Source organism: Mesorhizobium sp. M1295 (assembly GCF_040318135.1).
In the GTDB taxonomy this organism is placed as follows: domain Bacteria; phylum Pseudomonadota; class Alphaproteobacteria; order Rhizobiales; family Rhizobiaceae; genus Mesorhizobium.
Window position 1 is genome coordinate 1 of record NZ_JAMYLU010000012.1, and the last position, 25,171, is coordinate 25,171.

Below are 25,171 nucleotides of genomic sequence, written 5' to 3' on the forward strand. Positions count from 1 at the left end.
ACCACCGTGCCATGGCCGCTCGCCCTTCAGAGCAAGCGCCGTTCTCTCTCCAAAACTTTTTGCAGAACCTTCAGGACACTATCACGTTTCCCGTACGGTCACTTGTGCCATGCGGGTTTTACCCCTGCAGCGGAGCTAGGCGCAGTGACGAAGAAAAGGCCTTGATGGCCGCCCTCAAGGCTGCCCGAGGCAAGGTCACCCGTCTCGCGCAATATCATCCAGGCCGACCAGCAAATGGCCTCGAGAACGCTTGGCTGGTGACCGACACATACTGGATTTCGAAAGCCTAGCGATCGATATCAATCACGCGTGTCGCCGTCGTAGGGTGTGGCACGCATTGAAGGGCGTTCCACGAAGGATCTATACCATCGTGTCAGTCGTGGCCTTCCCTGCAAGAAGTCGGGCAGTCCCCGGAATTCCAGCCAGCTTAGACAAGTGGCGAGCGCGATGTGGCCGACATGGAGCGGTGCGTCGAATTCGACCTCGCGTTCCACGAAGTTATAGGATTCGATGAGCTTCATCGTCATGCCTGCGCCCAAGGCAGGATAACGCAGATGTTCAGGGCGGCGCTCGTTTTCCCAGCGGATGGAAATGCCTGCGTCGCACATGCCGCCGGCGAGCGCCTGGAGGCGCAAGGCGGACCATTTTGCTCGCCCTGTTTCGGGGATGAGCCGAGGACTGCTTTCGAGATTGTCGAGATAGCTGCAGATTACGCTCGAATCGAAGATCGCATAGCCGTCGTCGAGAACGAGAGCGGGCACCTTGCCAAGCGGATTGATCGCAAACACATCATCGTTGCGATTGATGGGGCTCGTCTCGTGATGAATGACGCGCAGACGTCCGGCAAGCCCGGCCTCGTGGGCAAAGACCAGAACCTTGCGCGCGTAGGGGGAGTGGGTCTGGTAGATGAGCTTCATGGACCCGTTCTGCGTTGAGTCTGAAGCGTGGGCATCTCGAGCAGTCCGCGGCCCAGCCGCTCTTTTGTTCAATGGTCCGGGGTTTGGCGCCATCGTCATGCGTCCTTCTCCAGTTCGGCCTCGGTCACGATGATCAGCACCCGGCTCGATTCGTCGAGCGCAAGCTCCCGCGACGGGCCGGAAGTCGCGACGGCGGTGGCGAGGCCGGCGAGGCCGGCCGCACCCGACGGGGTTGTGCCTGGACCGTTTGCCTCGCGAAGTCGGCTCTTCGCGTCGGCAAGCGCCGCTTCGGACACGGTTATGACCCGAGCGTTGCCTTGGCGGAGTACGTCGAGCGCCGATGCGGCTGCTTCGCCACAGGCGAGCATGTCTGCCGACGTCTTGAGATCGCCGGATATCCGCACGGACCGTGCTTGCGACAGCCCGGCCGCGACGCAGGCTGCGGCCTCTGGTTCTACTACGACGATCATGGCTGGAGGCATCAACCAGTCCTTCAGCCCAGTCGTCAGGGCGGCGGCAAGTCCGCCGACACCGGCCTGCACGAAGAGGTGGGTTGGCCTCAGATGGCCGATCTCGTTGACCTGGCGACGAATTTCCGCAGCAAGCACGCCATAGCCAGCGACGACATCTGCTACAGCTAGGTCGTCCGGGTCGCTAGAGGTGTCGGCCACCAGAATGCCTTCTCCGGCCCGGGCCGCCGCGGAGGCCCGATCGACGGCATCGTCGTAGGTGCCGTCGACCCACACGATTTCGGCGCCTTGTGATTCGATACGCCTGACCCGCGCCGCAGGAACGCCCGTGTGGAGGTATATTTTTGCCGTCCCACCGGCAAACTTCGCCGCCGCGGCAACGGCAAGTCCGTGATTGCCGGCGCTGGCCGTGATTAACGCCGGCAACGGCGTCCTGGCCCGCTCTGGATCGAGCAATTCGTCGATATCCATCCCGGTAGCCCGGGCCAGAGCACACAGACCAGCATAAGTGCCGCCGAGGGACTTGAAGCTGCCCAGGGCACGGTGTCCCTCGTTCTTGGCAAGCACCTGGGCCACATCCAGGCTCGCAGCGAGGTTTGGCAGGTCGAGCAACGGTGTCGGTGCATAAAATGGCGACAGGCGCTGTAACAGCGCCGCGATCTGATCAGGGTCAAGGCCCGGCTGTGTGTCTATGGCCATGAGGCGAAGTTCTATCCCGGAAACCACGCCGGTTGGCGCCTATTATCGTTGCTCGCCTGCCTGATTTCGTCATACATGCCTGTCCTCATGACGAAAACTGCCGTCCTCGATCGCTTCGACTATGTGCTGCTGTCGCTGGTTCAGCGCGACAACCAGATCCCGGCGCGGCGTCTCGCCGAGCAGGTCGGGCTTTCCCAGAGCGCGGTTCTGCGCCGCCTGCGCCGGCTGCGGAAGGATGGCGTGATCGCAGCAGACATTGCCGTCGTTCGCCCGGGGGCCGTGGGCCTGCCGCTAACCATCCATGTGCTCGTTTCCCTGGAACGGGAGAGCGCTGTCGAGTTGGACGCCTTCATCGGCAAGCTTCGCGGGCGCTCGGAGGTTCGTCAGGCTTGGTATGTCACCGGTGAAACCGATTTCGTGCTCCTCCTGCAATTGCCAGGGATGGAGGCGTACGATGTCTTCACGCGGGAAGTCTTCCACGCCGATTCGAACGTGAAGGCGTTTCGCACCATCGTGACGATGCGAGAAGTGATCGGCGCAGCCGATGCGCAGCCGCTATCCACTGCCTGAGTTTGTGGCCTGTCCCCAGCAAGGTCATTGCCCTTTTGACCCGTAATATCAGTCAAGGGCGCGAACCAGGTTGAAGGTCGATATACGCGTTCCCGTATCTACTCACCCGCCCCACCGCGAATGTCTGCACCTGGCGCAAATTAGTTCCGCCAGTGCGTAGAAAGAGACTCTAGTACGACGGGTACATCGCATGGCAATTTGTGATAGCAACGCTGATCGCGTCTGGTGCCGGTCGGTGGGCGGTTACGGCTCGTTCCGGCATAGTGATCGTCGCGGCAGCGAGCGGCATGAATTTCGGAAGGCATATGAGAGCCAACATTTCAGGACCTCCCGGTGACGAGGCGCACTCTACGCGGACCAGAATCAAAGAGGTCGCGGCCGAGTTCTATGTCCTGCGCGGCCACGATGGTTTCAGCTTCGGCGATATAGCGACGGCGATCGGCACGACGCGCGCCAACATCCATCATCACTTCGGTAACAAGCGTCAGCTGATGGAGGAATTGATCGCGGACTTCGCTGCCAATGCCGAGGCCCGGATCAAACGCTTCTGGACGACTCCCGACATCCGGTTCTTCGACCGGCTCGATATGCAGCTCGAGGATCTGCGCCGCTTCTACGAACGTTTCAACGCTGAGAAGGGAGCTCGCAATATGTGGAGCCCGCTTTCGCGCCTTCGCCACGACCTCCCGGTTCTCGGCGAACCGGCGGAACGTGCCCTGGAGCGCGTCAACCGGGTCTATGATCAGAGCCTGCGTCATGCGGTAGACCAGGCGGTGAAGGACGGAGAGCTTTCCTCCCACACACTCAGCGACGAGCTCGTGCACATGCTGCGCATTACCCTTCTGTCCTGTCCACCAATGACGCAGGACACCGGAAGCTTCGACGAGGTCGCCAGGACCTTCGCAGCGCTCGCCGCGATCATCCGCGCCGCTTGGCAGGATGCGGGGAAGGGCTCGGGTCGAGGCTAGACATCCAGTGGATCAAAGCGAGGGTGAGTTGACAGCCTTTGGCTTTCAAGTTACTTACTTGCAGGTAAGTCAGCCCATGATGGCGACGAGGCGCGTATTAGGGAGGATCACGTGCTGCGCGATGACGCATTCACTCGTTTCGAGGTCAGCCCCTTCACTGGAGCGCTCGGTGCAGAAATTCGTGGGATCGATCTGGCGAGCGCGAGCGAGGATGCCTTCCAGGACGTTCGCCGCGCGCTCTACAAGTATCATGCGCTCGCCGTGCGCGATCAGGAGCTTGACGCCGCCGGCGTCCACAAGGTCGCCCGCCGGTTCGGACCATTTAGCGGCAATCCGGTGCACACGCCGATCGACGGCTTTAACGATATCGTGCGCTTCGTGCGCGAGCCGGACGACACGGGCAAGGTGATCGGCGAGGACTGGCACATGGACCTCGCCTGGCTACCGAAGCCGCCGGGCATTACGATCCTCTACGGTGAGGAGGTGCCGCCGGTTGGCGGCGACACCTGCTTCTCCAGCCTCGAGAAGGCATATGACTCGCTTTCGCCGCGGCTGGTCGAGATCCTGCAAGGCCTGACGGGCGTCCATAGCGGCCGCGGGGTCTTCGCCATCAACGCGGCCCACAGCCGGCTCGGCGTCAAGGCCGATGTCGAGGCGATCGAGAATGCCGTCGTCGAGCATCCTGTGATCTGTCGCCACCCCGAGACTGGCCGGCGCTATGTCTTCGTCAGCAGCGTGATGACCAATTTCAAGGGGATGACGGAGGAAGAAAGCAAGCCGATGATCGACTTCCTGATGGCGCGGGCTGTCCGGCCCGAGTTCAACTGCAGGCTGCGTTGGGAACCGAAGACGCTCGGTATGTGGAACAATCCCCATGTCCTGCACACCGCCATCAACGATTATCCCGGATATCGCCGGGTGATGTATAGGACAACGGTGGAGGGCACCGTTCCACTTGCCGCCAGGGACGGCTGACGCGCAACCGCTCAGGGAGGAGCAATGGCATTTGGTTCCGAGGCATCCGTCGGCCACAGGGGGGAGGGGACGGCGGAAGCGGCTGGCGAGACCAAGAGGCGGCGCTTCGCGTTTTCGCCTGCCTACCTCTATGCGACGCCCGTACACCTCCTGGTGCTTGGGATCATCGTGCTCCCCGCCATCTTCGTCCTGTGGCTGAGTTTCGAAGCCTCGTCATTCGGCCAATCGGCAACCTTCGTTGGGTTCGATAACTACATCCGCGTCCTCACCGATCCCTATTTTTGGTGTTCGGTCTGGAACACCGTCCTCGTCGTCGCCGTGGCGGTTCACATCGAACTGCTGCTCGGCCTTGGCCTGGCCCTGCTTTTCGCTTCCGGGCTTCCCCTCCAGCGCGTCATGCTCGTCGTGGTGCTCGCTCCCTACGCCATCAGCGAGGTGACGGCGGTCGCAATGTGGCGCTTCCTGTTCGATCCGGACGTCGGCCCAATCACGCTAATGCTGCGATACACCGGTCTGCCGACGCTCGACTGGACGTTCATCCCTTCCCACGGCCTCGTCCTCGTCGGCCTGCTCACGATCTGGCTGCACCTGCCATTCACATTCATCATCCTCTATGCGGCACGACTCGCGGTTCCGAAGGAGCTCTACGAGGCTGGGCGCACCGACGGGGCCAATGCGTTCCAGCTCTTCCGCAACATCACGCTGCCGCTCCTGGCGCCAGCGATGCTGATTGCGCTGCTCTTCCGCTACATCTTCGCCTTCCGCCTCTTTTCCGAGGTCTGGCTCCTGACCCAGGGCGGCCCGGCACGCACGACCGAGGTCGTTTCCGTTTATCTTTATCAGGAAGGCTTCCGCTACAACTCGTTCGGCACGGCGGCCGCGACGGCGTGGATGATGGTCGTCATCTCGCTGCTGCTTGCGACTGGCTATGTATGGCGGCTGCGCAAGGAATCCCTGGCCAATGCGTTCTAGGCGTCTCGCCATCGGTGCCGGAAAGATGCTCGCTGTTGCGGCAATCGTCGTCTGGTCACTGTTTCCGATCGGCTTCATCGTGCTCTCGTCGTTCAAACCCGGTCGCGAGATTTTCGCGGTTCCACCGGAGCTCTTCTTCGAACCGACCTTCGAGCACTACGCCTCGCTGTGGCAGCGCTGGCCGGCCTTTTTCGACGGGCTCGTCAACAGCCTGGTCATCACCACCGGGGCGACGGCGCTTGCCGTCATGGCAAGTCTGCTCGCCGGTTTTGCCTACTCACGCTATCGGGGCGTCCGTTTCCTGGAAGGATCGGTGATGTTTCTGATCGGATCGCGGCTGATCCCGCCGATCGTCGTGACGCTGCCACTGTTCCCGGTCGTCAATCGGCTCGGGCTCAACGACACCCATCTGGTGCTGATCCTGCTCTACGCGACGTTCTTTGTCTCGCTCGGCACGCTCTTGATGCGCACGTTCATCGATCAGGTACCGCGCGAACTCGACGAGGCGGCTGTCCTCGATGGCGCGCGGCCGCTGACGATCCTTGTGAAGATCATCTTGCCGCTCGTAGCGCCCGGCATGCTCGCCGTCGCCGTCTTCGTCGTCGTCTTCGCGTGGAACGAGTTTCTGTTCGCCTATATCTTCACCGCCAACCACGCCAAGACCGCGCCTCTGGTCCTTTCGGAGATGATCAGTTCGATCGATGGCGTCGACTGGGGCGTGCTCTTTGCTGCCTCTACCGTCCAATTGCTGCCGGTTCTCGTCTTCGTGGTCCTGATGAACCGGTTTCTGGTCGCCGGATTGACCGCCGGCGCGACCAAGGGGTGACGACGTCACCGAGAAAGGGAGGAAGACAATGCCTTTGCACATGACACGCAGGGCCCTGCTGAGGACCGCGATGGCCGCCGGCGCGACGGGCGCCTTGGGTCGGTTGGCCCATGCCCAGGCAAAGACGCTGAACGTGCTTTGCCATCGCGTCCACCAAGCCAACCTGACGACCGGTGCCGCCGGCGATGTCATCAGGCCCTGGGAGGACAGGAACAACGCCCAGATCTCCTGGACCACGCTCGACAGCAATCCGCTCCAGGACCGGCTATTCCGGGAGGCGAGCCTGAGCGAGACCGACTTCAACGTCGGCTATATCATCGACAACCGCATGACGTCGCAGATCGCCTCGCTCTTCGAGCCGCTCGACCACCTCAAGAAAGCCGAGCCGATCGAGGATTTCGACGATATCGCCGAGGGCCTGCGCCAATCGATGACCGTCGGCGGCAAGCTCGTCGGCATCCCCGTGCGCCATGCCACGCAGGGGCTTTTCTACAACGAGGAGCTGCTTCAGGAGGCCGGCATTTCGTCGCCACCGAACACATTGGAGGAACTGGTCGAGCAGGCGAAGAAGCTGACCTTCACCTCCAAGTCCGGCACGCCCGTCGTCGGCATAATCCTTGCGAGTGACCTCGCTGTCTTCCCGGTCATGTTCGCCCGCGCTTTCGGCGGCGATTTCATCGACAAGCAGCTCCAGGTGGTCCCCGATCCGGAGGCGATGGAAAAAGGCCTGTCCGTGCTTGCCGACCTCTTCAAGGCCGGCGCGCTCCCCCGCAGCTATGCCACAACGCGCAACGACGACATGGTGACGTGGATGCAGCAGGGGCGCGCTGCCTTCGCGGTGCTGCCTTTCGCCCGCTACGCGCAGCTCAACAACAAGGAACAGTCGACCGCACCGGGAAAGATCAAGGCGATCGAGTTCCCCGGCTCCAAAACCCTCGGCAGCGGTCACGAAATGCATCCGGTCGTCGAATCCTGGGCGATGGCCATTCCCGCCAATTCGACGGACAAGAAGCTCTCCTGGAGCTACATCCGTTTCGTAGCGAGCAAGGCGGCCACACTCGACATGGCGCGCAACGGCAATGGCCCCGTCCGCACCTCGACCTATGCCGAGCCGTCGTTCGCCGGGTCGCTGCCACAGGCGACGGTCGAGGCTGCCGCGCTCGCCAAGGCGCGACCGGCCTTCCCGGCTTTTCCCGAAGCCGCTCGCGCTCAGTCGACATTTCTCGAGGAGGTTCAGCTCGCCGTCCTCGGTCGCAAGAGCCCGAAGGAAGCGGTCGCCGCCATTGTCGATCGCGTCAAGCCGCTGATGCCAGCTTGATCGTATGGACTGACGTGGCCATGTCGCCTGCTCGACCAACCGGCGAGGATCAGCGCGGTCGTAAAGTCGTCGTCGGGTGAGGCGGTGTTCCATGGACCTGAGTTCGATCGCGCGAGCTCAGGACTGCTTAGCAGTGCGCTGGCGGCAGACAGCAGGTTCAGCGCGCCGCCACCGATATCCCACCACGCGGCCTAGGCGCCTGGGCGATCGCGTGATGCAGGCCTGTGGCAAGGCCACGCCTTGGCGCACGAGGATCATCAGCGACTCCAGCCGCGCGACGTCCTCTGGGCGAAAAAAGCTTGACGACGTCATATTCGGATGCGTTTACTTCGTCCGTAACTAGGATATAAATTCCATTACTATGGAACAGAGCGAAGGGAACCAAGATGAGGCGTTTCTTGCAAATCGTCGCTTCACTCGCCGCGCTTATGCTGCCGGCGACAGGCGCTGCCTGGGCCGAGCCCGCTAGAGGTGGAGTGATTGATGTGGCGACCATTGGGGAGCCGCCGACACTGGATCCGATGGCCTCGACCGCCGATCTGGTTGGCATTGTCACACAGCACATCTACGAGACGCTCTATACCTTCGACAAGGACTGGGGCATCACGCCGCTGTTGGCCGCCGACATGCCACGGATTTCACCGGATGGCCGTACCTACACCATCGCGCTCAGAACCGGCGTTAAGTTCCACGACGGCAGCGATATGAATTCGGCCGACGTGGTCGCTTCGCTGCAGCGTTGGATGAAGATTGCCACGCGCGGCAAGCAGGCAGCCGAAGTCATCGCCACGGTCGACGCCGTTGACGACCACACCGTCAAGCTCACCCTGAAAAAGCCGTTCGCGCCACTTCTGTCGCTGCTCTCACTCAACAATGCGGCCGCAATCATCATCCCGTCCGAAAACGTGGGACAGGAGCCGCTGACCAGCTTCGTCGGTACCGGCCCCTATATGTTGAAGGAACGCAAGCCGGACCAGTACATCCAGCTTGCCCGGTTCGACGGCTACAAGTCGCGCGACGGCGAACCCAACGGCTATGGTGGCGCCAGAAAACAGTATCTCGACGAAATCCGTTTCGTGCCGGTTCCCGATGCGAACACGCGCGTCGAAGGCGCTGTCTCCGGCCAGTTCGCCTATGTTGACTCGCTGCCGGTCGAGTCCTTTGACAAGATCTCGGGTGGCAAGACCCAGCCGGTCATCTTGAAGCCGTTCGGTTGGCCGGTATTCGTCCTCAATACCAAGCAGGGGCTGAATTCCGACATTCGCATCCGCAAGGCGATACAAGCAGCGCTGGCGCCGAACGACATGCTGCTCGCCGCATTCGGATCGAAGGAGTTCTTCGCAGCCGACGGCGACATGTATCCCGAAGGCTTTGCCTGGCACACGGACGCCGGCACCGAGCCCTACAAGCCCGATGGCGACACTGAGGCGGCTGCGGCGCTGCTGAAGGAAGCCGGCTATGACGGCAAGCCTTTGCGCATCCTCACCAGCCGCCAATACGAGTTCCACTACAAGCTGGCGCAGGTCGCGGCCGAGTATCTGAAAGCCGCCGGCTTCCAGGTCCAGCTCGACGTGGTCGAATGGGCGACGCTGACCAAGAACCGCACCGACCCGGCGCTGTGGGACATCTACATTAGCCACAGTCCGTTCCTGCCCGAGCCGTCGCTGACCGGCATAATGTCGGACTCCTCTCCGGGTTGGTGGGTTTCGGATCGCAAGCACCAGGTGCTTGAGGCGTTCAACGCCGAAGCCGATCCGGCCAAGCGCGTCGCGCTGTTCGCAGATGTCCAGAAGGCGATCTACGACGAGGTTCCAGCGTTCAAGGTCGGCGACTTCAACGCCTTGGCCGCCCAGGCCCCCAAGCTGAAAGCCGTGACGCCGGCGCCATGGCCCTATTTCTGGAACGCTTATCTGGAAGGCAACTGAGACGGTCCTGCTTTCCGCCTCCACTCAACGACAGGCGACCGGGTGCCGGCCGACAAAGCCGGCGCCCAGCAAACCGTTCGATGGTTGCTCAGGGATGCTATAACGCCGATGCTGCACTCAATCCTCAACAGACTTCTCGGCATGATCGTCGTCATGGCGCTGGTCGTCACCATCGTGTTCGTCATCGTACGGGTGACGCCCGGCGATCCGGCGGCAGTTATGCTGGGTCCAGACGCCACCGCCGCCGATATAACCGCGCTGCGGTCCAAGCTCGGGCTCGACGGTTCCATCCTCGAACAGTTCGGGCGCTACGTTCTCGATGTCGTCCAAGGCGACTTCGGCCAGTCGATCTTCCTCGGCGAGCCGGTCACGACCGCGCTCGCCCAACGCGCCGAACCGACGTTTTTTCTCACCGTCTTCTCCCTGGTAATCGCAACGCTCATCGCGCTGCCGGTCGGAATCCTGTCGGCCTATAAGCGTGGCTCTATCTTCGACCAGGCGGCAACTACCATTGCCATGTTCGCAGCCAGCGTGCCGAGCTTCTGGCTAGGCCTTGTGTTCATTCAGTTCTTCGCCGTGAAGCTCGGCTGGTTCGACACATCTGGCTATGGCGGGCCGGGAGCTTCGTTTGCCGACCGGCTTGATCATCTGGTGCTGCCGGCGCTGGCGCTCGGTCTCATAAGCTCGGCATTGATCACCCGCTTCACGCGCGCCTCGATGCTCGACGTGCTCAATGACGACTATGTGCGGACCGCCCGGTCCAAAGGCATGAGCGAATGGCGTGTGGTGCTGAAGCATGCCTTCAGAAATGCCTTGATCCCCATCCTCACCGTCATCGGCCTGACCGCGGCACTGCTCATTTCCGGTGCGGTGGTGACCGAGACGGTGTTCGGCCTGCCCGGCGTCGGCAGCTTGGTCGTCTCGGCGGTGTTACGGCGCGACTATCCGGTTATCCAAGGCGCGCTGCTGGTCATTGCCGGGCTGTACGTCCTGGTCAATTTCGCCATCGACATGCTCTATCTGGCTGTCGATCCGAGGGTTCGCTACTGATGGCCGCTATCTCGGTGCCGCTCCAGGCGGAGCCAAATATGCTTTCGCGGCTGATGACGCGGCCGACGGCGGCGGTGGGCATCGCCGTACTGATCGCCATCGTGCTCGCCGCGATCCTCGCGCCGGTCATCGCGCCCTACGCACCGACTAAGCTCTCCATTGCCAGTCGGCTGCATCCGCCGAGCCTCGACCACCTGTTCGGCACCGACGATCTCGGGCGCGATATCTTTACCCGCACGCTCTACGCCGCGCGCACTTCGCTGGCGGTCGGCTTTGCTGTCGTGATCTTCGCCTCGATCATCGGTGTCGTTTTGGGACTGACTTCCGGCTTCTTCAGAAGGCTCGACGCGCCGGTGTCGCGGTTGATCGACGCCATGATGGCTTTTCCCGACATATTGCTCGCAATTGCACTCGTGGCGGCACTTGGCGCCACCGCCGTCAATGTCGTGGTCGCCCTCGGCGTGGTTTATGCGCCGCGGCTCGCACGCGTCGTGCGCGCCTCGACGCTGGTCATTCGCGAACTGCCCTATGTCGAGGCGGCCCGCGCACTCGGCGTGCCGACCCCGATTATCCTGGTGCGGCACGTACTGCGCAACGTCACCTCTCCATTGCTGGTGCAGGCAACCTTCATCTTCGCCAACGCCATCCTGGCCGAGGCCGGTCTGTCCTTCCTCGGCGTTGGCATATCGCCCGACATCCCGACCTGGGGCACAATGATCGCCACCGGCCGTCAATACATGGATCAGGCCGGCTGGATCATGATGTTTCCGGGCGGCGCCATCGTCATCACCGTGCTGTCGCTGCAGCTCGTCGGCGACGGCTTGCGCGATCTTCTCGACCCTCGTCTCGCAAAGGACATCTGATGTTCAGCAATCGCTCTTCCCAAACCGAAAGGCCGCTGTTGATCCGGGGCGCAAAACCAGTCGGCTTCGGCGGCGAGTTTGGCCAGACGATCGACGTGCTGATCGGCAAGGATGGCCGTATCGCCGAAACCGGTTCGACCATTGCCGCCGGCGAGGATGTGACGATGCTTGACGCCAATGGCGCGTTCCTGTCGCCCGGCTGGACCGATCTTCACGTGCATGTCTGGTACGGCGGCACCGACATTTCGCTGCGGCCGCAGCAATGTGGCGCCGCCCGAGGCGTCACCACGATGGTCGATGCCGGCTCAGCCGGCGAAGCCAATTTCCACGGCTTTCGCGAGTTCATCATAGAGCCGGCGCGAGAGAATATATACGCGTTCCTGAACATAGGTTCGATCGGTCTCGTCGCCTGCAACCGTGTCAGCGAGCTGACCGACATGCGCTCGATCGACATCGACCGCACCATTGCAACCGTCGAGGCCAACCGCGACGTCATCGTCGGACTGAAGGTGCGTGCCAGCCACGTCATTACCGGCGGCTGGGACCTGACGCCGGTCCGGCTGGCGAAGAAGCTCGGCCGCATCCTCAAGCTGCCGCTGATGGTGCACGTTGGTGAGCCGCCGCCACTCTATGACGATGTTCTCGGCCTGCTGAGCGAAGGCGACATCGTCACTCATTGCTTCAATGGCAAGGCCGGCGGCTCGATCATCGAGGACGACGATCTTTATCGGCTCGCCGAGGATGCGGCGCAGCGCGGCATTGTGCTTGATGTCGGCCACGGCGGCGCCTCGTTCTCCTTCGATGTCGCCAAGGCGGCGCTCGAGCGCGGTCTGCCGCCGAAGACGATCTCGACCGATCTGCACAACCGCTCGCTCGACGGCGCGGTGTGGGATATGGCAACCACCATGTCGAAGCTGTTGTCGCTCGGCATGGCATTCGACGATGTGGTGACGGCCTCGACGACGGCGCCGCGCCGCGCCATCCGGTTGCCCGCCGACGGACTGCTGGAAAAGGGCAGGCCGGCAGAATTCACTTTGTTCGACCTCGCCGACGCCGAGCTCACCGTGAAGGATTCGCAAGGGGCGACAAGCACGCTGCACCGGCTGTTCGAGCCTCGCCACGCTATCCTCGGTGCCGAGGCGATCATTGCCCACCGCCACCTGCCGCCGGAAGGTTCTGCGGGCAGTGTGCACGTCTGTCCGCATTGCGGGTGGAAATCATGAGCGGCGCGATCGCCAGCGACGTCATCCTGTCGGTTCGGGACTTGCGGACCTGGTTTCAGACCCGCCGTCTTACCGCCAAGGCGGTCGATGGCGTCACCTTCGACCTGAAGCACGGCAAGACGCTGGCCGTGGTCGGAGAATCCGGTTCCGGCAAGTCGGTGACCAGCCTGTCGATCATGGGCCTGCTGTCACGGCCCGGAAGGATCGCCGGCGGCCAGATATTGTTCCGCGACCGGCAGGAGCGTGTCCACGACCTCGCCGGATTTACTCAGAAGGAATTCCGCAAGGTCCGCGGTCGGGAAATCACGATGATTTTCCAGGAGCCGATGACCAGCCTCAACCCGCTCTTCACGGTCGGCGATCAGATCGGCGAAATGATCGCGGTGCACGAGCCGGTGACCCGGGAGCAAGCGCGCAGCCGTGCGCTCGCCATGCTGAAGCATGTCGAGATTCCGGACGCCGTCTCGCGGCTCGACGACTATCCGCACCAGATGTCCGGCGGCATGCGCCAGCGCGTCATGATCGCCATGGCACTCGCCTGCAGTCCGTCGCTGCTGATCGCCGACGAGCCGACTACGGCCCTCGACGTCACCATCCAGGCGCAGATCCTTGATCTCTTGCGTCGCCTGCAGGTCGAGATGGGCATGTCGATCCTTTTCATCACCCACAATCTTGGTGTCGTCGCCGAGATCGCCCATGATGTCGTCGTCATGTATGGCGGCCGTGTCGTCGAGCAGGCACCGGTCAACGACCTGTTTGCGCACCAGCGCCATCCCTACACGAGGGGGCTGCTGGCCTGTACGCCCAATGCCGCGCGCGACATCGGTGACGACGGCAAGCGCCGGGCGCTCTATTCCATTCCCGGCAGCGTGCCGCCGATCACCGCATTGCCGCCGGGTTGCGCCTTCGAGCCGCGCTGTGACTTCGCCATTGCGCCCTGTCGCGCGGCACCGCCGCCATTAATGCCGGCAGGGCCGCATGGCGCTTCCCGTTGCATCAGGAGTGCAGAGCTGTGAGCGCCGGGGTGATACCAAGTCGTGCGGCGACTGCGCCATTGCTCAGCGTGCAGGGTCTGACAAAGCACTTTCCCGCCCGCAATGGCCGGATCGTTCATGCTGTCGAGGATGTCAGCTTCGATGTCGGACGCGGCTCGACGGTCGGGCTGGTCGGCGAGTCCGGCTCTGGCAAGACCACCGCCGGGCGCGCCATCCTCAGGCTGGTGGAGCCGACCAGAGGCAAAGCGCTGTTCGACGGCGTCGATCTGTTTTCGCTGTCCACACGTGAAATGCGCGGCTATCGGCAAAAGCTGCAGATCGTGTTCCAGGATCCATTCTCCAGCCTCAACCCGCGCATGCGCATCGCCGCCATCATCGGCGAGGCACTCGACGCGCGCGGCTTTCCGCGAGGCAAGCGACGTGCCGACAGGGTCGCCGAACTGCTGACCCTGGTCGGCCTGTCGCCTGATCACGCCACGCGCTACCCGCACGAATTCTCCGGCGGCCAGCGCCAGCGCATCGGCATTGCGCGCGCGCTCGCCGTCGAGCCGGAATTCGTCGTCGCCGACGAGCCGGTCTCGGCGCTTGACGTGTCGGTGCAGGCGCAGGTGCTCAACTTGCTCGGTGAGTTGCAAAAGCGGCTCGGCCTGACGCTGCTGTTCATCGCGCATGACCTCTCGGTGGTCGAATACCTTTGCGACGAAGTGGTGGTGATGTATCTCGGCCGCGTCATGGAGCGTGGTCCGAGCCGTCTTCTCTACGCCGCGCCGCGGCACCCATACACCAGGGCATTGCTGGCGACAGCACCCGTGCCCGACCCGACCCGCCGACGCACTCACGTCGCCTTGCGTGGTGACATTCCAAGCCCGATTGACCCGCCTTCCGGCTGCGTCTTCCGCACCCGCTGTCCGGACGCAATTGCTGCCTGCGCCGGGATCATTCCGCCCGTCGACGACATCGGCGGCGGGCATCACGTGGCCTGCATCCGGCACAACGAAAAAACGATCTGATTGGAGTTTGTGTATGACTTTTTCCGAGCTCATGAAGCGACCGGAAAGCACGCCCTACGACCGGCTTTTGGCGCTTGGAATAACGCTGCCCGAGGCGCCGCCGCCGATCGCCAATTTTGTCACACACGTGCAGGAGGGCAAGCTGCTGTTCCTATCCGGCCAGGGGCCGAGTGAGGCCGACGGCCGGGTCTATACAGGCAAGGTCGGTGCCGACGTGACGGTCGACCAGGCCTATGCCCATGCGCGGCTGACCGGTGTCAACCTCATTGCCGTCATGCAGGCAGCGCTCGGCGATCTGTGCCGCGTGCGACGTGTGGTAAAGCTGTTCGGCATGGTAAACGCCACGCCGGATTTCGCCGACCACCCCGCAGTGATCAACGGCTGCTCGGACCTGCTCATCGACGTTTTCGGCGAGCGCGGCACCCATGCCCGCTCTGCGGTCGGTCACGGATCACTGCCGGGAGGGATCAGCGTCGAAATTGAAGCCGTCATCGCCGTTGATTAGTCGCATCGAATAGTCGGAGCACAAGACCATGCCTGTCGAAGATTTCCGCAGCCAGTTGGGCCTCAGGCCCGTCATCAACGTCTCAGGCACGATGACCTCGCTCGGCGCCTCCATTGTCGTTCCCACGGCTGTCGAGGCTGTGTCCGGCATTCTCACCGAGTTTGTCGAAATGGCCGATCTGCATCGCAAGGCCAGCGCCGTGATCGCCGAATTGACGGGCGCGGAGGCCGGTTTCATCACCGCCTCCTGTTCCGCGGCAATCAGCCTGGCCGTGGCGGCCAGCATGACGGGCCCGGACCTTGCCGCGATCGAACGGCTGCCGGATACCGCTGGACTGAAAGACGAGATCGTCATCCAGTCCGGCCACATGGTCAGCTACGGCGCACCGATCGAACAGGCGATCCGTCTCGCCGGCGCCAAGGTCGTGCCGGTCGGTCAGGCGACCAGCGCCTCGGCGTATCAGCTCTCAGGCGCTATCACCGAGCGCACTGCTGCAGCAATCTACGTCGTGTCGCACCATGTCGTCGAGTATGGGCAAATCCCGCTGAAGATGTTCGTCGAAACCGCCCATGCACGCGGGGTCCCGGTCATCGTCGACGCAGCGTCCGAATACGATCTGGCGGGCTTTCTCGCCAGCGGAGCCGATCTGGTGCTGTATTCGGGTCACAAATTCCTGGGCGGCCCGACATCCGGTATCGTCGCAGGCACGAAGGCGCGGGTGCGCGACGTCTACTTGCAAAACCGGGGCATCGGGCGCGGCATGAAGGTCGGCAAGGAAGGCATCGTCGGTGCGCTCGCTGCTCTCCAGGCCTGGAAAACGCGTGACCATGAGGGTATTCGCGCTCGCGAACGCCGAGCGCTCGACTGCTGGGCGCAAGCACTCGAGGGGCGGCCTGGCGTCACCGCCGCTATCGTACCCGACCCGACCAGCAATCCGCTCGATCGCTTGAAGGTGTGGGTGAATGCCGCCGAATCGCGCATTACAGCCTGGGATCTGGCCGACCGGCTGGCAGCTGGCAATCCGCCGGTGGTCGTCCGCGATCATGAAGTCGAGCACGGCTATTTCTTCCTCGATCCATGCAATTTGCATCCCGACGAAGAATTCATTGTGGCGGCACGGCTTGCCGAGGAGCTTGATGGCGCGCGCAAGTCGAATGCGATCATCGCCACACCATGGAACGAGCGTCTCATGGCCCGCGAGGCTGCGATCCTCAACTGGCCGGATTGAGGCTGGCTGTGGTAAATGCCCCGGCTGCCTTACAGTGCCCGCAAAACCGAGAATGCCATGCCCACGATAGCGCCCGACCTGCACCTGAACCCCGCCGAAGACCCGCGGGAACCCCGCCGCTCGCGCACCAGCGGTATCGACCGTGCGCTGCAGATACTCGACTATCTGCAAAAGCAGGGGCGGCCAGCAACTGCATATGAGATAGCGCACGACATCGGCGCCCCCCTGTCGACGATCTACGTCATCGTCGACGATCTGGTCGAAAAGGAACTGCTGGACCGCAAGGACGGCGGCCTGCTCTGGCTGGGTCCGCGGCTCTATCAGTACGGCCTGACCTACGCTCGCACATTGGACCTGCTCAACGTGGCAACGCAGGAGATGCACGAACTGGCTCAGAGTTCGAAAGAGACGATCCAGCTATGCGGCCGTGACGGTGACCATATGGTCGTGCTTGCGATGGAAGAGGGCAAAGATCATTTCCAGGTTACATCTCGCGTCGGGACCCGGACGCCGCTGAACTGGACCGCGTCGGGTCGGCTGCTCGTCGGCCATTTGCCGGAAGCCGAACGCCGCGCCATTTTCGCCCGATCCGCGATCGCATCTCCGACCGGACGCGCCGAGACGGACGAGGATGTGCTCGCTCGGGCGGCCGCCACAGCACTGGAGCAGGGCCTGTCGATCCAGGCTGGTGAATCTGACTTTTCAGTTGCCTGCATTGCGGCTCCCATCCGTGACAATCAAGGAGCCTGCCGTGCGACGATCTCGATCGTCGTCCCGGATATGAAGCTGAAGCAAAAGAACCCGGATTTGATTACGATGGTCAAGACCAGTGCGCGCCGCATCGAGTCGCGGCTCGGTTGGCGAGCCGACCGGCCATAACGAACGCCCGGCGCGAGTTGGCAAAATCGCGGGATGGTGCGCTTCTGCACATCCCGCTCACCGAACCAGAAATGATCCCATTGGGCTCAGCAGCCCGTCCAGACGAAAATTTGACGCATTGAACCGACGGGCGCCGAGTCTCCAGCCGTTCCAATCAAGCCTGCGCTCGCATCTTCAAGCTGGCCGATCTGGTGGTTTTCGGTGCCTGACAGGCTTGAGCAGTGAAACGAGAATGTGCTCTCTGGCCTGTTGATCAGACGCTCCCGTCGTCAGGCAACCGAGTACAGCGTCATCGCTGCATCGAAGCCGCGCTGACCTCTCGGGTCGAGGGCTGCCCTGATCCCCAGGGATCCGGGGCCCCTTGCGGTGTGGCCGCGCGCACCGAGCCTCGCGTCGCCGAAGAGGCCGGAGGCGATGTCGAAGCCCAAAGTGTACATGCCGGGCGGCTCTGCAGTGCGGGCAGCTTTAAACGCATCCGTCGAGGTCTTCTCCGCGATCTTCGCGCCGACGGTCGCGAGGCCGAGTTGCGCATTCCGGGCGACGATGAAGAACGCCGAATCCTCGCAGCCAACGCGCTCGTCAGCATCAAGGCCATCCATGAAAAGCTGCTTTCCCGGGCCCCATAGCGTGTCTGCGCCGGGCATCGCGACGCCAATATCAAACCCGATCTTGGCGGGGCCGTCTGGCTCTAGTTCTCGCATCCCGCTCAACAAGGCGTCGCGGCTGACCATCATTTTTCCCTTGTCTGCATAAACGCTTTTCAGCCCCTTCGCGCCTTCCGGAAATGGATCGGGCGTCAGCCCTTGCGGGAAACGCCGGGCCGGCGTCTGCTTCGCGGCGAAATCAACCGGCAGGCACGCTGTTTTAGGATCGTTGATCGCCGCGGCGGCGGCTTGCGCGATGATGTCTATATCGACTTGGAAACCACGGAATGCCTCCTGAACCATCTGCAGGGTTGTCGGTGCCGTGAAGGTGAACTTGCCTGGATTGAGCGTAATGAAGTCCATCAGGTTCATCTGGTCTAGCCGGCTGCTGCGCTCCTTCGCGCACTCAACCAGAACATCCTGGGCTTGCCGGACCTGCGCTGCGTTCGGCGGGATCGGTCCATCTGCGATGGAGATTGGAGCTAGGGTGACGAAATAAGGAACGGCATTGGCGTTCGGATCGGTCTGGAATGCGTTCAGCCATTGCTGGAGAAGCCCATACATCTGGCTGGGATCCGTTACGTCCCCCATGATCAGATTGATCGGGCCGCCTTCGTGGTAGACGGTCGTGCGCACGTCTTCATGGAAATGCCTCTGCATGCTCTCCATTTTCATCTTGGCGTCGGCAGAAAACAGCCCGTAGGACCCCGACAACTCCATCGAAACGGCTTGGGCCTCCTCGGAACTGGCTGTATCCATCTGCAGGACGGCCAGGAACATCCCGCCGCGTCCTACCCCGTTCACGAACATGTTCCCGTAGCGTGATTGGAAGAGCTCGGGATTGCTCGATATCGCCGCCGCCGAGCCGCTCAGCTTTGGTTCGTCGATGCCGTGAAAGGGCAGCGTTACTTTGGCGGAGATGAGCAGGAACAGGGAACTGCTCTGGATCTTGGAACTTTCGGCGAAGTCAAACCTTCCGGACGCGGAGAAGCACCCGCACCCGCCGCTCGCTTCGACATTGATGCTCAGCGACTTTTCGAGTTCGGCGGTGGTGTGAATACGGCGTATGTCGAATGAAGATATGGACCCCATTGCATCGTCGACGCCGGAAAATGCGCCATCGACGACATGACCCATCGGACTACCCGTCGCAAGATCGACACCTTTTCCATAGTCGTAGCCGGGAGAGTAAGGTACGGTTACTTGAGTAAGCATTTCAATCTCCTGATAGGCCTATTGGCATTACTCTTAAATGAACCAGTTCAGCAGAGTATAATCTGCATGATTCTATCTGGCCGCCAGAGTGCAGTCTAAGGGGCTAGTTGGCGGCGTCCTCCCCACATTCCTAGCAGGAAGGCTCAAGCGTCGTCGGGAGGCGCTACCCAAGCCATCTGTCGAGTTCCCGTTTCGGAACCAAAATTACAGGGCCGGGCGCTCCGCCCCGGGAACAGCTCCCAGACGTCTTTGATGTCCATGACCTTCTCTGCAAGGTCTTCAAAGAACGGTCCGACCGGAACCGATCCATGCATGTCAAGAAGCTCGATCGGAACCGGATCGCTCGCCGAGCTTGAGTTCGGAGCAGTTCCTGGCGCGGAGAGGCCACCCTCGCCGGAGGCACCAGACATCCAAGGCGGAGCAGGCGCGATCCTGCTTCGAGTGCGGATCGCGCATGCTAGAGCTAGTCTGATACGGATTGGACGAGGATGGTGATGTCGTAACTGGCATCCGCGCCCTGCACGTTTTTCACGGTTTGGAAATCCATGATCGCGGACAGGTCGATCATCCCTATCTCGTCATCGCCTGAAAGGTCGGTCTCGATAATATTAAGGTAGAATTCACCGGCTGGAACGATCTGTTTGATGTCGAGATTGTAGTCGTTTCCCGGAGTGAAGGATCCAATCGGGAAGCGAACAGGACCCATCACTCCAACAAGGTCGTCAGAACCTGTATAGTCGTTCGTCGAATGACATTTGATGCGGCTTATGTTCAGAGAGTAGGGACGCATGGTCATTGCTCCATCAACTTGTTGCGAGACGGAATGCTCACCTGCCCGAGCTTACGAATGGCTTACGGGGTGGTCACGGCCCGCTGCTTTCTGCTCGCTGAGGTGTTGTCGGCGACCGTGGACATCACCCGATGCCTGTCGCGCGGTCAGTCAATCCGGTAAATGACGTAGTAGGCCGAACCCTCAATCGCTGAGCGGGCGATCTTGGCGATTGGACCCATGCCTTGTTCTTCCTTGTCCATGGTGACGGAGCCGAGTGGATCGTTGCCATTAAGAGGGCCGTCTTCATCCCAAAGAGAGAGATTCTGGCTATACTCGAACGGCAGCACGAGGCCAGGTTCGAACGACTGGTCCGCATTGACTTCCCTGGTGGCTCCGGGAGAGGGCCAGACAGCGTCATCGACATTGCCTTCAGTCCCGGTGGTGATGAACAGGTTGTCCGGATCGGCCCGTATGGCGTCGATCGCTCCAAGAACGCTTGGCAGTGACTTGATCCCTTGCAGCAGGCTGCCGGCGAAGTCGTTCTGGATGAATTGCGGCGTCAGGCCCATGATGGCGTCGACTAGCGCCTGGTTGGCCGCGAAGTCGGTTCCGGTGGCGGGCTGGACACAATAGATGGTTTGAACGGTTGCGGTCGGCATGGTTTCCTCCATGAGTTGGAACGATGCCGACAGTGACCGAGCCGCGCTTACGTTTGGCTTACATGCTGAAATGACGCGCACCCGGCCCATCATCTGCTATAAGAGTGCAGCCTGGTGGATCTGGATGCGGCGGTGCACGGCGGCACGATAGCAAAACTTTCAATGCCAAGACCCGCGGGAATCTCGCGGCGGCCGCGCATTGCTGCACTGGTCGACAGGTGCCTGGAATCCGGCATGTGCTGGATTGCTGCCCCTGGCGGATACGGGAAGACCACCGCAGTCATCGATTACCTCCAGGAAAAGCGGGCTCCGCATGTCTGGTATCGCGTCGATGACGAGGACCAGGATATCGCCCGGCTGTTCTACTATCTGGCGATGTCGCCTGGGGCGCGGGAACTCAGCCTTCCTGTTTTCGGAACCGAATATGCGGAGGATGCTGCTGCATTCGCGCGTCTGTTCTTCCGCGCTTACTTGGCGCAGATGGTGCCGGACACGGTCATCGTCCTCGACGATATTCACCGTGCCGATACACCAGAATTCCGCGAAATTCTGGCTGTCCTGCTGCGGGAATTGCCCAACACGGTCCGGTGCATCTGCATATCGCGTACACTGCCTGGTGGGGGCGTGGCCGAACTCGCGCTCGCAGGCAAGCTGCCGGTCATCGGCCAGACGGCACTGGAATTCTCGGAGGACGAAGCACGCTGCCTCGTCGGTCTCAGGGAACCAGGCCATGAGAAGGGGATCGAGGTCGCCGCCGCCAAGGGGTGGGCGGTCGGCCTGGTCATGATCGCCAACCAGAAATCAAGTACCCCACAGTTGATGAGCGCCATGCCTCTGGGGCAGGGAAATTTCCAGGAGGTGGTCGGCAGACTGTTCCTGCAGAACGTTCCAGGCGACGACCAGAACACCCTGTTGAAGCTTAATCTGCTTCCCGAAATCAATTCCGGTCTTGCCGACGCCTTGCTCGGACCCAGAGTCGGCGGCCCGGTGCTGGAGCGGCTCTTTCAAATGCAGCTGTTGGTCACCCGAACAGGCCTCAGAGGCGGAGGATTCCAGTTCCACGACCTCCTGCGCGACTACCTGTCCAGGCTCTTCGAAGCGCGGCTGCCGCCGGAAGAGCAGGCAAGTTTGCGCGAAAGGGCAGCTCGGGTCCTGCGCGACGCAGGATTGGTCGACGCTGCCGTATCGATGGCTCTCCAAGCAGAAGCCTGGCCGCTTGCCCGCGAGTTGGTCATCGAGCACGCCGAGGCGATGCTGTCCCAAGGCCGCAGGGCTACCTTGATCGAATGGGGCACCAGATTTCCTGCTGAAGAACTGGAAGGCTGGCTTCTCCACTGGATCGGGGCCGCTCACGTTCCTGACGACGCCGCAGCCGAGCGATGGTTCTCACGGGCTTGGGAGGCGTTCGAGAAGGACGGCGATTTGCGGGGGCAGTGGCTGACCGTAATCCGCGCCGTGCTCGTAAAGACAAGCAGCTGGCGGACGCACGGGGGCCTGGACGGGTGGACGCGAAGGGCAGCCGCCATCCTTCGCGGGAGGCAACCCGATCTTGTCCCGAGAGAGCGGATGCTGGTTGGTGTCGGCATGTTGCGCGCGGTTGACTACGGCGAGGCCGACGAAGAGACCGCACAGGCAGGAGTGAAGATCGCCGACGAGCTCCTGCAACAGCTGTCGAATCCGACTGGTGAAGTTCCGGTTGACCTGAGATTGCTTGCCAGTGAAGCCCTTGTTGATCATGCGGTCTGGTCAGGGCGGCAGGACATCTTCGAACAGGCGGTCGACAGCGTCGCTTCCGAATTGAACGACCCGAAGGTGACGCCTTGGGTGCTTGGCATGTGGTTGGTCTCTTTCGGCGCCGCCAGCGGCAGGTATTTTTCATTCTCGAGGCGCGGGTTTCCATATGCCTCGGCCGAAGACGCCCTTCGCAAGGCGATCGAGATGGGCGAGAGGGAAGCCCTGAAAAGCGTCGAGTTCAGCGGTCTCTACCATCTCCAGCTGCTGCTCAAGCTGCGCAATGATTTCGCCGGCTTCGCAGATCTCGTGACAAGGCTCGGCGAAATCGCGGACAGCCGCTTCACAACTCAGGTGGCCGTAGTCGCAGATTGCCGAGCCGCCATGCATGCGCGGCAAGGCAGCTTCGTCGAAGCCTACAGGGATTGCGACACGTTCATGACCGCGATCGAAGAGGCGAACGAGCCGATGGTCGAGCGCTGGCCGCATTATGTCACCAAATTCCAGGTTCTTCTCGCCGACAGAAGACCGGCTGAGGCCGCCTCGCTGTTGGCAGATGTCGTCGATCGGCTGGACGGCGGCCCGCGGGAACGGGTGAAGATTTGCGTTCTTGCCGCTGCCGCTTTTGAAGAGAAATGGAGGGGCGGAGCCGCTTATGAAGAGAAACTGACGGAGTTCATGGCAGCCCTGAGGGCCGTCAACCCGTCTGCAATCCTACTCAACCTGCCCGATCTCCTCGCCGAACTGCTGGCGGATGCACTTGACCGCGGAATTGAAGCGGATCTCTGCCATTCGGTCATTCAGACGCGGCGTCTCGTCCCGCCAATGAGACGGCCTGCTAAATGGCCATGGCCACTGAAGATCTTTGTACTGGGCGGCTTCAGGATCGAGCTCGACGGAACTCAATTCGATCTCGGATCGAAATCGCCGACGCGTGCCCTCGATATCCTGCGGGTTCTCGCCCTGGCGCGCGACCAGACCTGTCCCCTCGAAAGCATTCATGACTGGCTTTGGCCCGATCTCGACGGGGATCAAGCCAAACCGGCGTGCGAGCAAGCCCTTCACCGCCTGCGCAAGACGCTCGGCAAGGGCGACTTCATCGTCCAGAGGGAGGGGCGGATCAGTCTGCCCCCGGATAAGGTGTGGGTCGACCTTGCTGATTGGGAAGCCCGTCTCAACCGCGGTCTTTCCAGGAAAGGGGATACGACAGCCCCCGAAAAGGAACAGCTTCTGGCGAGATTCCCCGGCCCGCCACTGTCACCGGGTTCTCTTCCGTCTTGGGCGATACCGGTGGCCGACAAGGTTCGGGACGGCTATATCGACCTGGCGATCAACGTCGGAAGACATTGGGAGAATGCCGGAGAAGGTTTCCGGGCGCGAGAAGCCTATCTGAGAGCACTCGAGTACTACCCAGATTCGGAAAGAGTGTACCAAGCCCTCATCAGGGAACGTCTGTCCAGCAGTGATCCTGCCGCAGCTGTAGACGACTTCTCGCGCTACGAAAGGGCGGTTGGAGCGAACGGGGAATACAAATCCTCACACGTGATCCGCACGCTGGTGCGTCCGTATCTGAGATCTTGAACGCCCAAAACCCGTAAGCCATCCGTGAGCTGCGTCTTGCCAGCGTGCTCCGAACCTCTTCTTTGCACGGCCCGATAACTTCACGGGCCATCCCAGGTCGATCGTGTGCGGGGCGGTTTTGTCTAACCAGCAATCCGGGATCGGAAACACTGAGAGACCGGAGCGATAGACTCTGCGCTTGGGCAGCGTACCTGCGTGTCCCCAGCGGCGTTCAAGACTACTCGCGCTGCGAGCGGGTGATAGACCGGCGGAACCGGGCTTTCGATGCAATCCACTTGCGTGTGGTTTCTTCCAGAGCGAATGAATCCAAAAAATTTCGATCTGTAAGCCATCCGTAAGCTGCGGTCAGAGAAACTCAATCCGTCGAAAACAAACAACCGCTTCGTCCGGCCCCTCGAGGGGCTACCCCGCTCGCGAAACCGCGCATGCAAGCAGCCCGATGAGGATCAAAACATGTCTACATGGCAGGATAGAGCATACCGGATATTAAATCTTTTCGAGGGTTCGGCCGACGAAGCTGGCGACCGGACCTGGCAGATTATGAACCACGTTCTCGACGAGAACAATCAGGACGACTACATCAGCAGAGACTTCTACAACGTCCAGCAGACCGCAGGCGGGCTGCCGGAAGGCGTCAGCTTCGAAGTCTTCCTGTCAGCGGTGTCCGGTCATGTCAGGGACGAGCTGCAAGGCGGAAGCTTCGACGAGGGGCTTGGCGATGATGACATTCGCACGGCAGGCCTCTCTTTCGACGACAACATTCGCCGGCATATCCGGTTCCTCAACGGAGTGGTCCACCAAGGCGCTCCCGGCGAGGTTCATCTCGGACTATGGGAGAGAATTCTGCAGGCCCGCGACAATGGCCGGAGTATCCACTCGCTGTATCACGATTACCTTGTCGATGCCTAGCCGGCTCAGACACTCACGGGTTTTGTCACAGGCACAGGTCCGCGGGAAGCCATCGCCCTAGTGACGCGTGCCCGGAAGGCACAGCCGCAGACTTCGGCTGGGAGATGCTCGGCAGCCAAGGAGGCGGCTGGGCCCGGCAAGGGCATTCCTGACCTGGTGATTGTCTACTCGGCCGATGTCTGAACGAGACGTAACTTGCTCTTGGGCCAGGGCTCCCGGATCGACGGAGCGCGGGCTTTGCACATCCGCAACCTGTCGTTGGTCTTT

The 25,171-nt window shown here is 61.8% G+C and carries 22 protein-coding genes; 17 read left to right on the top strand and 5 right to left on the bottom strand.

Going from position 1 to position 25,171, the window contains the following annotated elements:
• Positions 1 to 299: 299 nt before the first annotated feature.
• Positions 300 to 917, bottom strand: coding sequence for a glutathione S-transferase family protein (locus NKH29_RS17560; protein ID WP_023718501.1), 618 nt, complete (start codon positions 915 to 917; stop codon positions 300 to 302).
• Between the two features lie 95 nt (positions 918 to 1,012).
• Positions 1,013 to 2,086 carry a pyridoxal-phosphate dependent enzyme gene (locus tag NKH29_RS17565; RefSeq protein WP_031193821.1) on the bottom strand — a complete coding sequence of 358 codons (1,074 nt, stop codon included), beginning with the start codon at positions 2,084 to 2,086 and terminating at the stop codon, positions 1,013 to 1,015.
• An 87-nt stretch (positions 2,087 to 2,173) separates the two neighbouring features.
• On the opposite strand from NKH29_RS17565, the gene NKH29_RS17570 reads away from it, so the two are divergent.
• The 15 genes from NKH29_RS17570 to NKH29_RS17640 all read left to right on the top strand — a co-directional run bounded on the left by NKH29_RS17570 (position 2,174) and on the right by NKH29_RS17640 (position 17,393).
• Positions 2,174 to 2,656 (top strand): Lrp/AsnC family transcriptional regulator, encoded by a 483-nt coding sequence (locus tag NKH29_RS17570; protein WP_023718499.1) that lies wholly within the window; start codon positions 2,174 to 2,176, stop codon positions 2,654 to 2,656.
• 263 nt (positions 2,657 to 2,919) lie between these two features.
• Entirely contained in the window at positions 2,920 to 3,624 is a 705-nt protein-coding gene (locus tag NKH29_RS17575; RefSeq protein WP_353000196.1) for a TetR/AcrR family transcriptional regulator, read from the top strand.
• A 111-nt stretch (positions 3,625 to 3,735) separates the two neighbouring features.
• The gene (locus NKH29_RS17580) at positions 3,736 to 4,599 is read left to right on the top strand and encodes a TauD/TfdA dioxygenase family protein (RefSeq protein WP_023718497.1); all 864 of its coding nucleotides are present in this window, start codon (positions 3,736 to 3,738) and stop codon (positions 4,597 to 4,599) included.
• A gap of 24 nt (positions 4,600 to 4,623) precedes the next feature.
• On the top strand, positions 4,624 to 5,571 hold the full coding sequence (locus NKH29_RS17585; RefSeq protein WP_023718496.1) for a carbohydrate ABC transporter permease: 948 nt from the start codon (positions 4,624 to 4,626) through the stop codon (positions 5,569 to 5,571).
• Positions 5,561 to 6,397, top strand: a complete 837-nt coding sequence (locus tag NKH29_RS17590; protein ID WP_352790922.1) for a carbohydrate ABC transporter permease — start codon at positions 5,561 to 5,563, stop codon at positions 6,395 to 6,397. Before NKH29_RS17585 ends, NKH29_RS17590 begins: the two co-directional genes overlap by 11 nt.
• 28 nt (positions 6,398 to 6,425) lie before the next feature.
• Positions 6,426 to 7,715: an ABC transporter substrate-binding protein gene (locus NKH29_RS17595; protein WP_353000197.1), complete on the top strand. Its 1,290-nt coding sequence runs from the start codon at positions 6,426 to 6,428 to the stop codon at positions 7,713 to 7,715.
• Between the two features lie 386 nt (positions 7,716 to 8,101).
• Positions 8,102 to 9,640, top strand: a complete 1,539-nt coding sequence (locus NKH29_RS17600) for an ABC transporter substrate-binding protein (RefSeq protein ID WP_352790925.1) — start codon at positions 8,102 to 8,104, stop codon at positions 9,638 to 9,640.
• Between the two features lie 108 nt (positions 9,641 to 9,748).
• On the top strand, positions 9,749 to 10,690 hold the full coding sequence (locus tag NKH29_RS17605) for an ABC transporter permease (protein WP_023718491.1): 942 nt from the start codon (positions 9,749 to 9,751) through the stop codon (positions 10,688 to 10,690).
• A complete protein-coding gene (locus NKH29_RS17610) occupies positions 10,690 to 11,553 on the top strand; it encodes an ABC transporter permease (protein WP_023718490.1) in 864 nt (287 codons plus the stop codon). Before NKH29_RS17605 ends, NKH29_RS17610 begins: the two co-directional genes overlap by 1 nt.
• Entirely contained in the window at positions 11,553 to 12,776 is a 1,224-nt protein-coding gene (locus NKH29_RS17615) for an amidohydrolase/deacetylase family metallohydrolase (RefSeq protein WP_352639604.1), read from the top strand. Before NKH29_RS17610 ends, NKH29_RS17615 begins: the two co-directional genes overlap by 1 nt.
• On the top strand, positions 12,773 to 13,792 hold the full coding sequence (locus NKH29_RS17620; protein WP_352639603.1) for an ABC transporter ATP-binding protein: 1,020 nt from the start codon (positions 12,773 to 12,775) through the stop codon (positions 13,790 to 13,792). Before NKH29_RS17615 ends, NKH29_RS17620 begins: the two co-directional genes overlap by 4 nt.
• Positions 13,789 to 14,781 carry an ABC transporter ATP-binding protein gene (locus tag NKH29_RS17625; protein ID WP_352639602.1) on the top strand — a complete coding sequence of 331 codons (993 nt, stop codon included), beginning with the start codon at positions 13,789 to 13,791 and terminating at the stop codon, positions 14,779 to 14,781. Before NKH29_RS17620 ends, NKH29_RS17625 begins: the two co-directional genes overlap by 4 nt.
• Before the next feature lie 13 nt (positions 14,782 to 14,794).
• Positions 14,795 to 15,286 carry a RidA family protein gene (locus NKH29_RS17630; protein WP_352639600.1) on the top strand — a complete coding sequence of 164 codons (492 nt, stop codon included), beginning with the start codon at positions 14,795 to 14,797 and terminating at the stop codon, positions 15,284 to 15,286.
• 28 nt (positions 15,287 to 15,314) lie between these two features.
• Positions 15,315 to 16,514: an aminotransferase class V-fold PLP-dependent enzyme gene (locus NKH29_RS17635; RefSeq protein WP_352937478.1), complete on the top strand. Its 1,200-nt coding sequence runs from the start codon at positions 15,315 to 15,317 to the stop codon at positions 16,512 to 16,514.
• A 57-nt stretch (positions 16,515 to 16,571) separates the two neighbouring features.
• Positions 16,572 to 17,393: an IclR family transcriptional regulator gene (locus NKH29_RS17640; RefSeq protein WP_353000198.1), complete on the top strand. Its 822-nt coding sequence runs from the start codon at positions 16,572 to 16,574 to the stop codon at positions 17,391 to 17,393.
• 269 nt (positions 17,394 to 17,662) lie between these two features.
• Here NKH29_RS17640 and NKH29_RS17645 read toward each other — a convergent pair whose 3' ends face one another.
• From NKH29_RS17645 to NKH29_RS17655, 3 genes are all read right to left on the bottom strand, one after another.
• Entirely contained in the window at positions 17,663 to 19,252 is a 1,590-nt protein-coding gene (locus NKH29_RS17645) for a hypothetical protein (protein ID WP_353000200.1), read from the bottom strand.
• 463 nt (positions 19,253 to 19,715) lie between these two features.
• Positions 19,716 to 20,048, bottom strand: a complete 333-nt coding sequence (locus NKH29_RS17650) for a hypothetical protein (RefSeq protein ID WP_023718481.1) — start codon at positions 20,046 to 20,048, stop codon at positions 19,716 to 19,718.
• 140 nt (positions 20,049 to 20,188) lie between these two features.
• Positions 20,189 to 20,695: a hypothetical protein gene (locus NKH29_RS17655; protein ID WP_023718480.1), complete on the bottom strand. Its 507-nt coding sequence runs from the start codon at positions 20,693 to 20,695 to the stop codon at positions 20,189 to 20,191.
• Positions 20,696 to 20,797: 102 nt separating this feature from the next.
• Here NKH29_RS17655 and NKH29_RS17660 point away from each other — a divergent pair, with 102 nt between their 5' ends.
• Positions 20,798 to 23,995 (top strand): AfsR/SARP family transcriptional regulator, encoded by a 3,198-nt coding sequence (locus NKH29_RS17660; RefSeq protein WP_353000201.1) that lies wholly within the window; start codon positions 20,798 to 20,800, stop codon positions 23,993 to 23,995.
• A 540-nt stretch (positions 23,996 to 24,535) separates the two neighbouring features.
• Positions 24,536 to 24,904, top strand: a complete 369-nt coding sequence (locus NKH29_RS17665) for a hypothetical protein (protein WP_156948050.1) — start codon at positions 24,536 to 24,538, stop codon at positions 24,902 to 24,904.
• Positions 24,905 to 25,171 lie beyond the last annotated feature (267 nt).

Bases quoted from the DNA above. Each gene is read 5' to 3' on its own strand.
- NKH29_RS17560 (WP_023718501.1), bottom strand. From the start codon at position 917: ATGAAGCTCATCTACCAGACCCACTCCCCCTACGCGCGCAAGGTTCTG.
- NKH29_RS17565 (WP_031193821.1), bottom strand. From the start codon at position 2,086: ATGGCCATAGACACACAGCCGGGCCTTGACCCTGATCAGATCGCGGCG.
- NKH29_RS17570 (WP_023718499.1), top strand. From the start codon at position 2,174: ATGACGAAAACTGCCGTCCTCGATCGCTTCGACTATGTGCTGCTGTCG.
- NKH29_RS17585 (WP_023718496.1), top strand. From the start codon at position 4,624: ATGGCATTTGGTTCCGAGGCATCCGTCGGCCACAGGGGGGAGGGGACG.
- NKH29_RS17590 (WP_352790922.1), top strand. From the start codon at position 5,561: ATGCGTTCTAGGCGTCTCGCCATCGGTGCCGGAAAGATGCTCGCTGTT.
- NKH29_RS17595 (WP_353000197.1), top strand. From the start codon at position 6,426: ATGCCTTTGCACATGACACGCAGGGCCCTGCTGAGGACCGCGATGGCC.
- NKH29_RS17600 (WP_352790925.1), top strand. From the start codon at position 8,102: ATGAGGCGTTTCTTGCAAATCGTCGCTTCACTCGCCGCGCTTATGCTG.
- NKH29_RS17605 (WP_023718491.1), top strand. From the start codon at position 9,749: ATGCTGCACTCAATCCTCAACAGACTTCTCGGCATGATCGTCGTCATG.
- NKH29_RS17610 (WP_023718490.1), top strand. From the start codon at position 10,690: ATGGCCGCTATCTCGGTGCCGCTCCAGGCGGAGCCAAATATGCTTTCG.
- NKH29_RS17615 (WP_352639604.1), top strand. From the start codon at position 11,553: ATGTTCAGCAATCGCTCTTCCCAAACCGAAAGGCCGCTGTTGATCCGG.
- NKH29_RS17620 (WP_352639603.1), top strand. From the start codon at position 12,773: ATGAGCGGCGCGATCGCCAGCGACGTCATCCTGTCGGTTCGGGACTTG.
- NKH29_RS17630 (WP_352639600.1), top strand. From the start codon at position 14,795: ATGACTTTTTCCGAGCTCATGAAGCGACCGGAAAGCACGCCCTACGAC.
- NKH29_RS17635 (WP_352937478.1), top strand. From the start codon at position 15,315: ATGCCTGTCGAAGATTTCCGCAGCCAGTTGGGCCTCAGGCCCGTCATC.
- NKH29_RS17640 (WP_353000198.1), top strand. From the start codon at position 16,572: ATGCCCACGATAGCGCCCGACCTGCACCTGAACCCCGCCGAAGACCCG.
- NKH29_RS17645 (WP_353000200.1), bottom strand. From the start codon at position 19,252: ATGCTTACTCAAGTAACCGTACCTTACTCTCCCGGCTACGACTATGGA.
- NKH29_RS17650 (WP_023718481.1), bottom strand. From the start codon at position 20,048: ATGACCATGCGTCCCTACTCTCTGAACATAAGCCGCATCAAATGTCAT.
- NKH29_RS17655 (WP_023718480.1), bottom strand. From the start codon at position 20,695: ATGGAGGAAACCATGCCGACCGCAACCGTTCAAACCATCTATTGTGTC.
- NKH29_RS17665 (WP_156948050.1), top strand. From the start codon at position 24,536: ATGAACCACGTTCTCGACGAGAACAATCAGGACGACTACATCAGCAGA.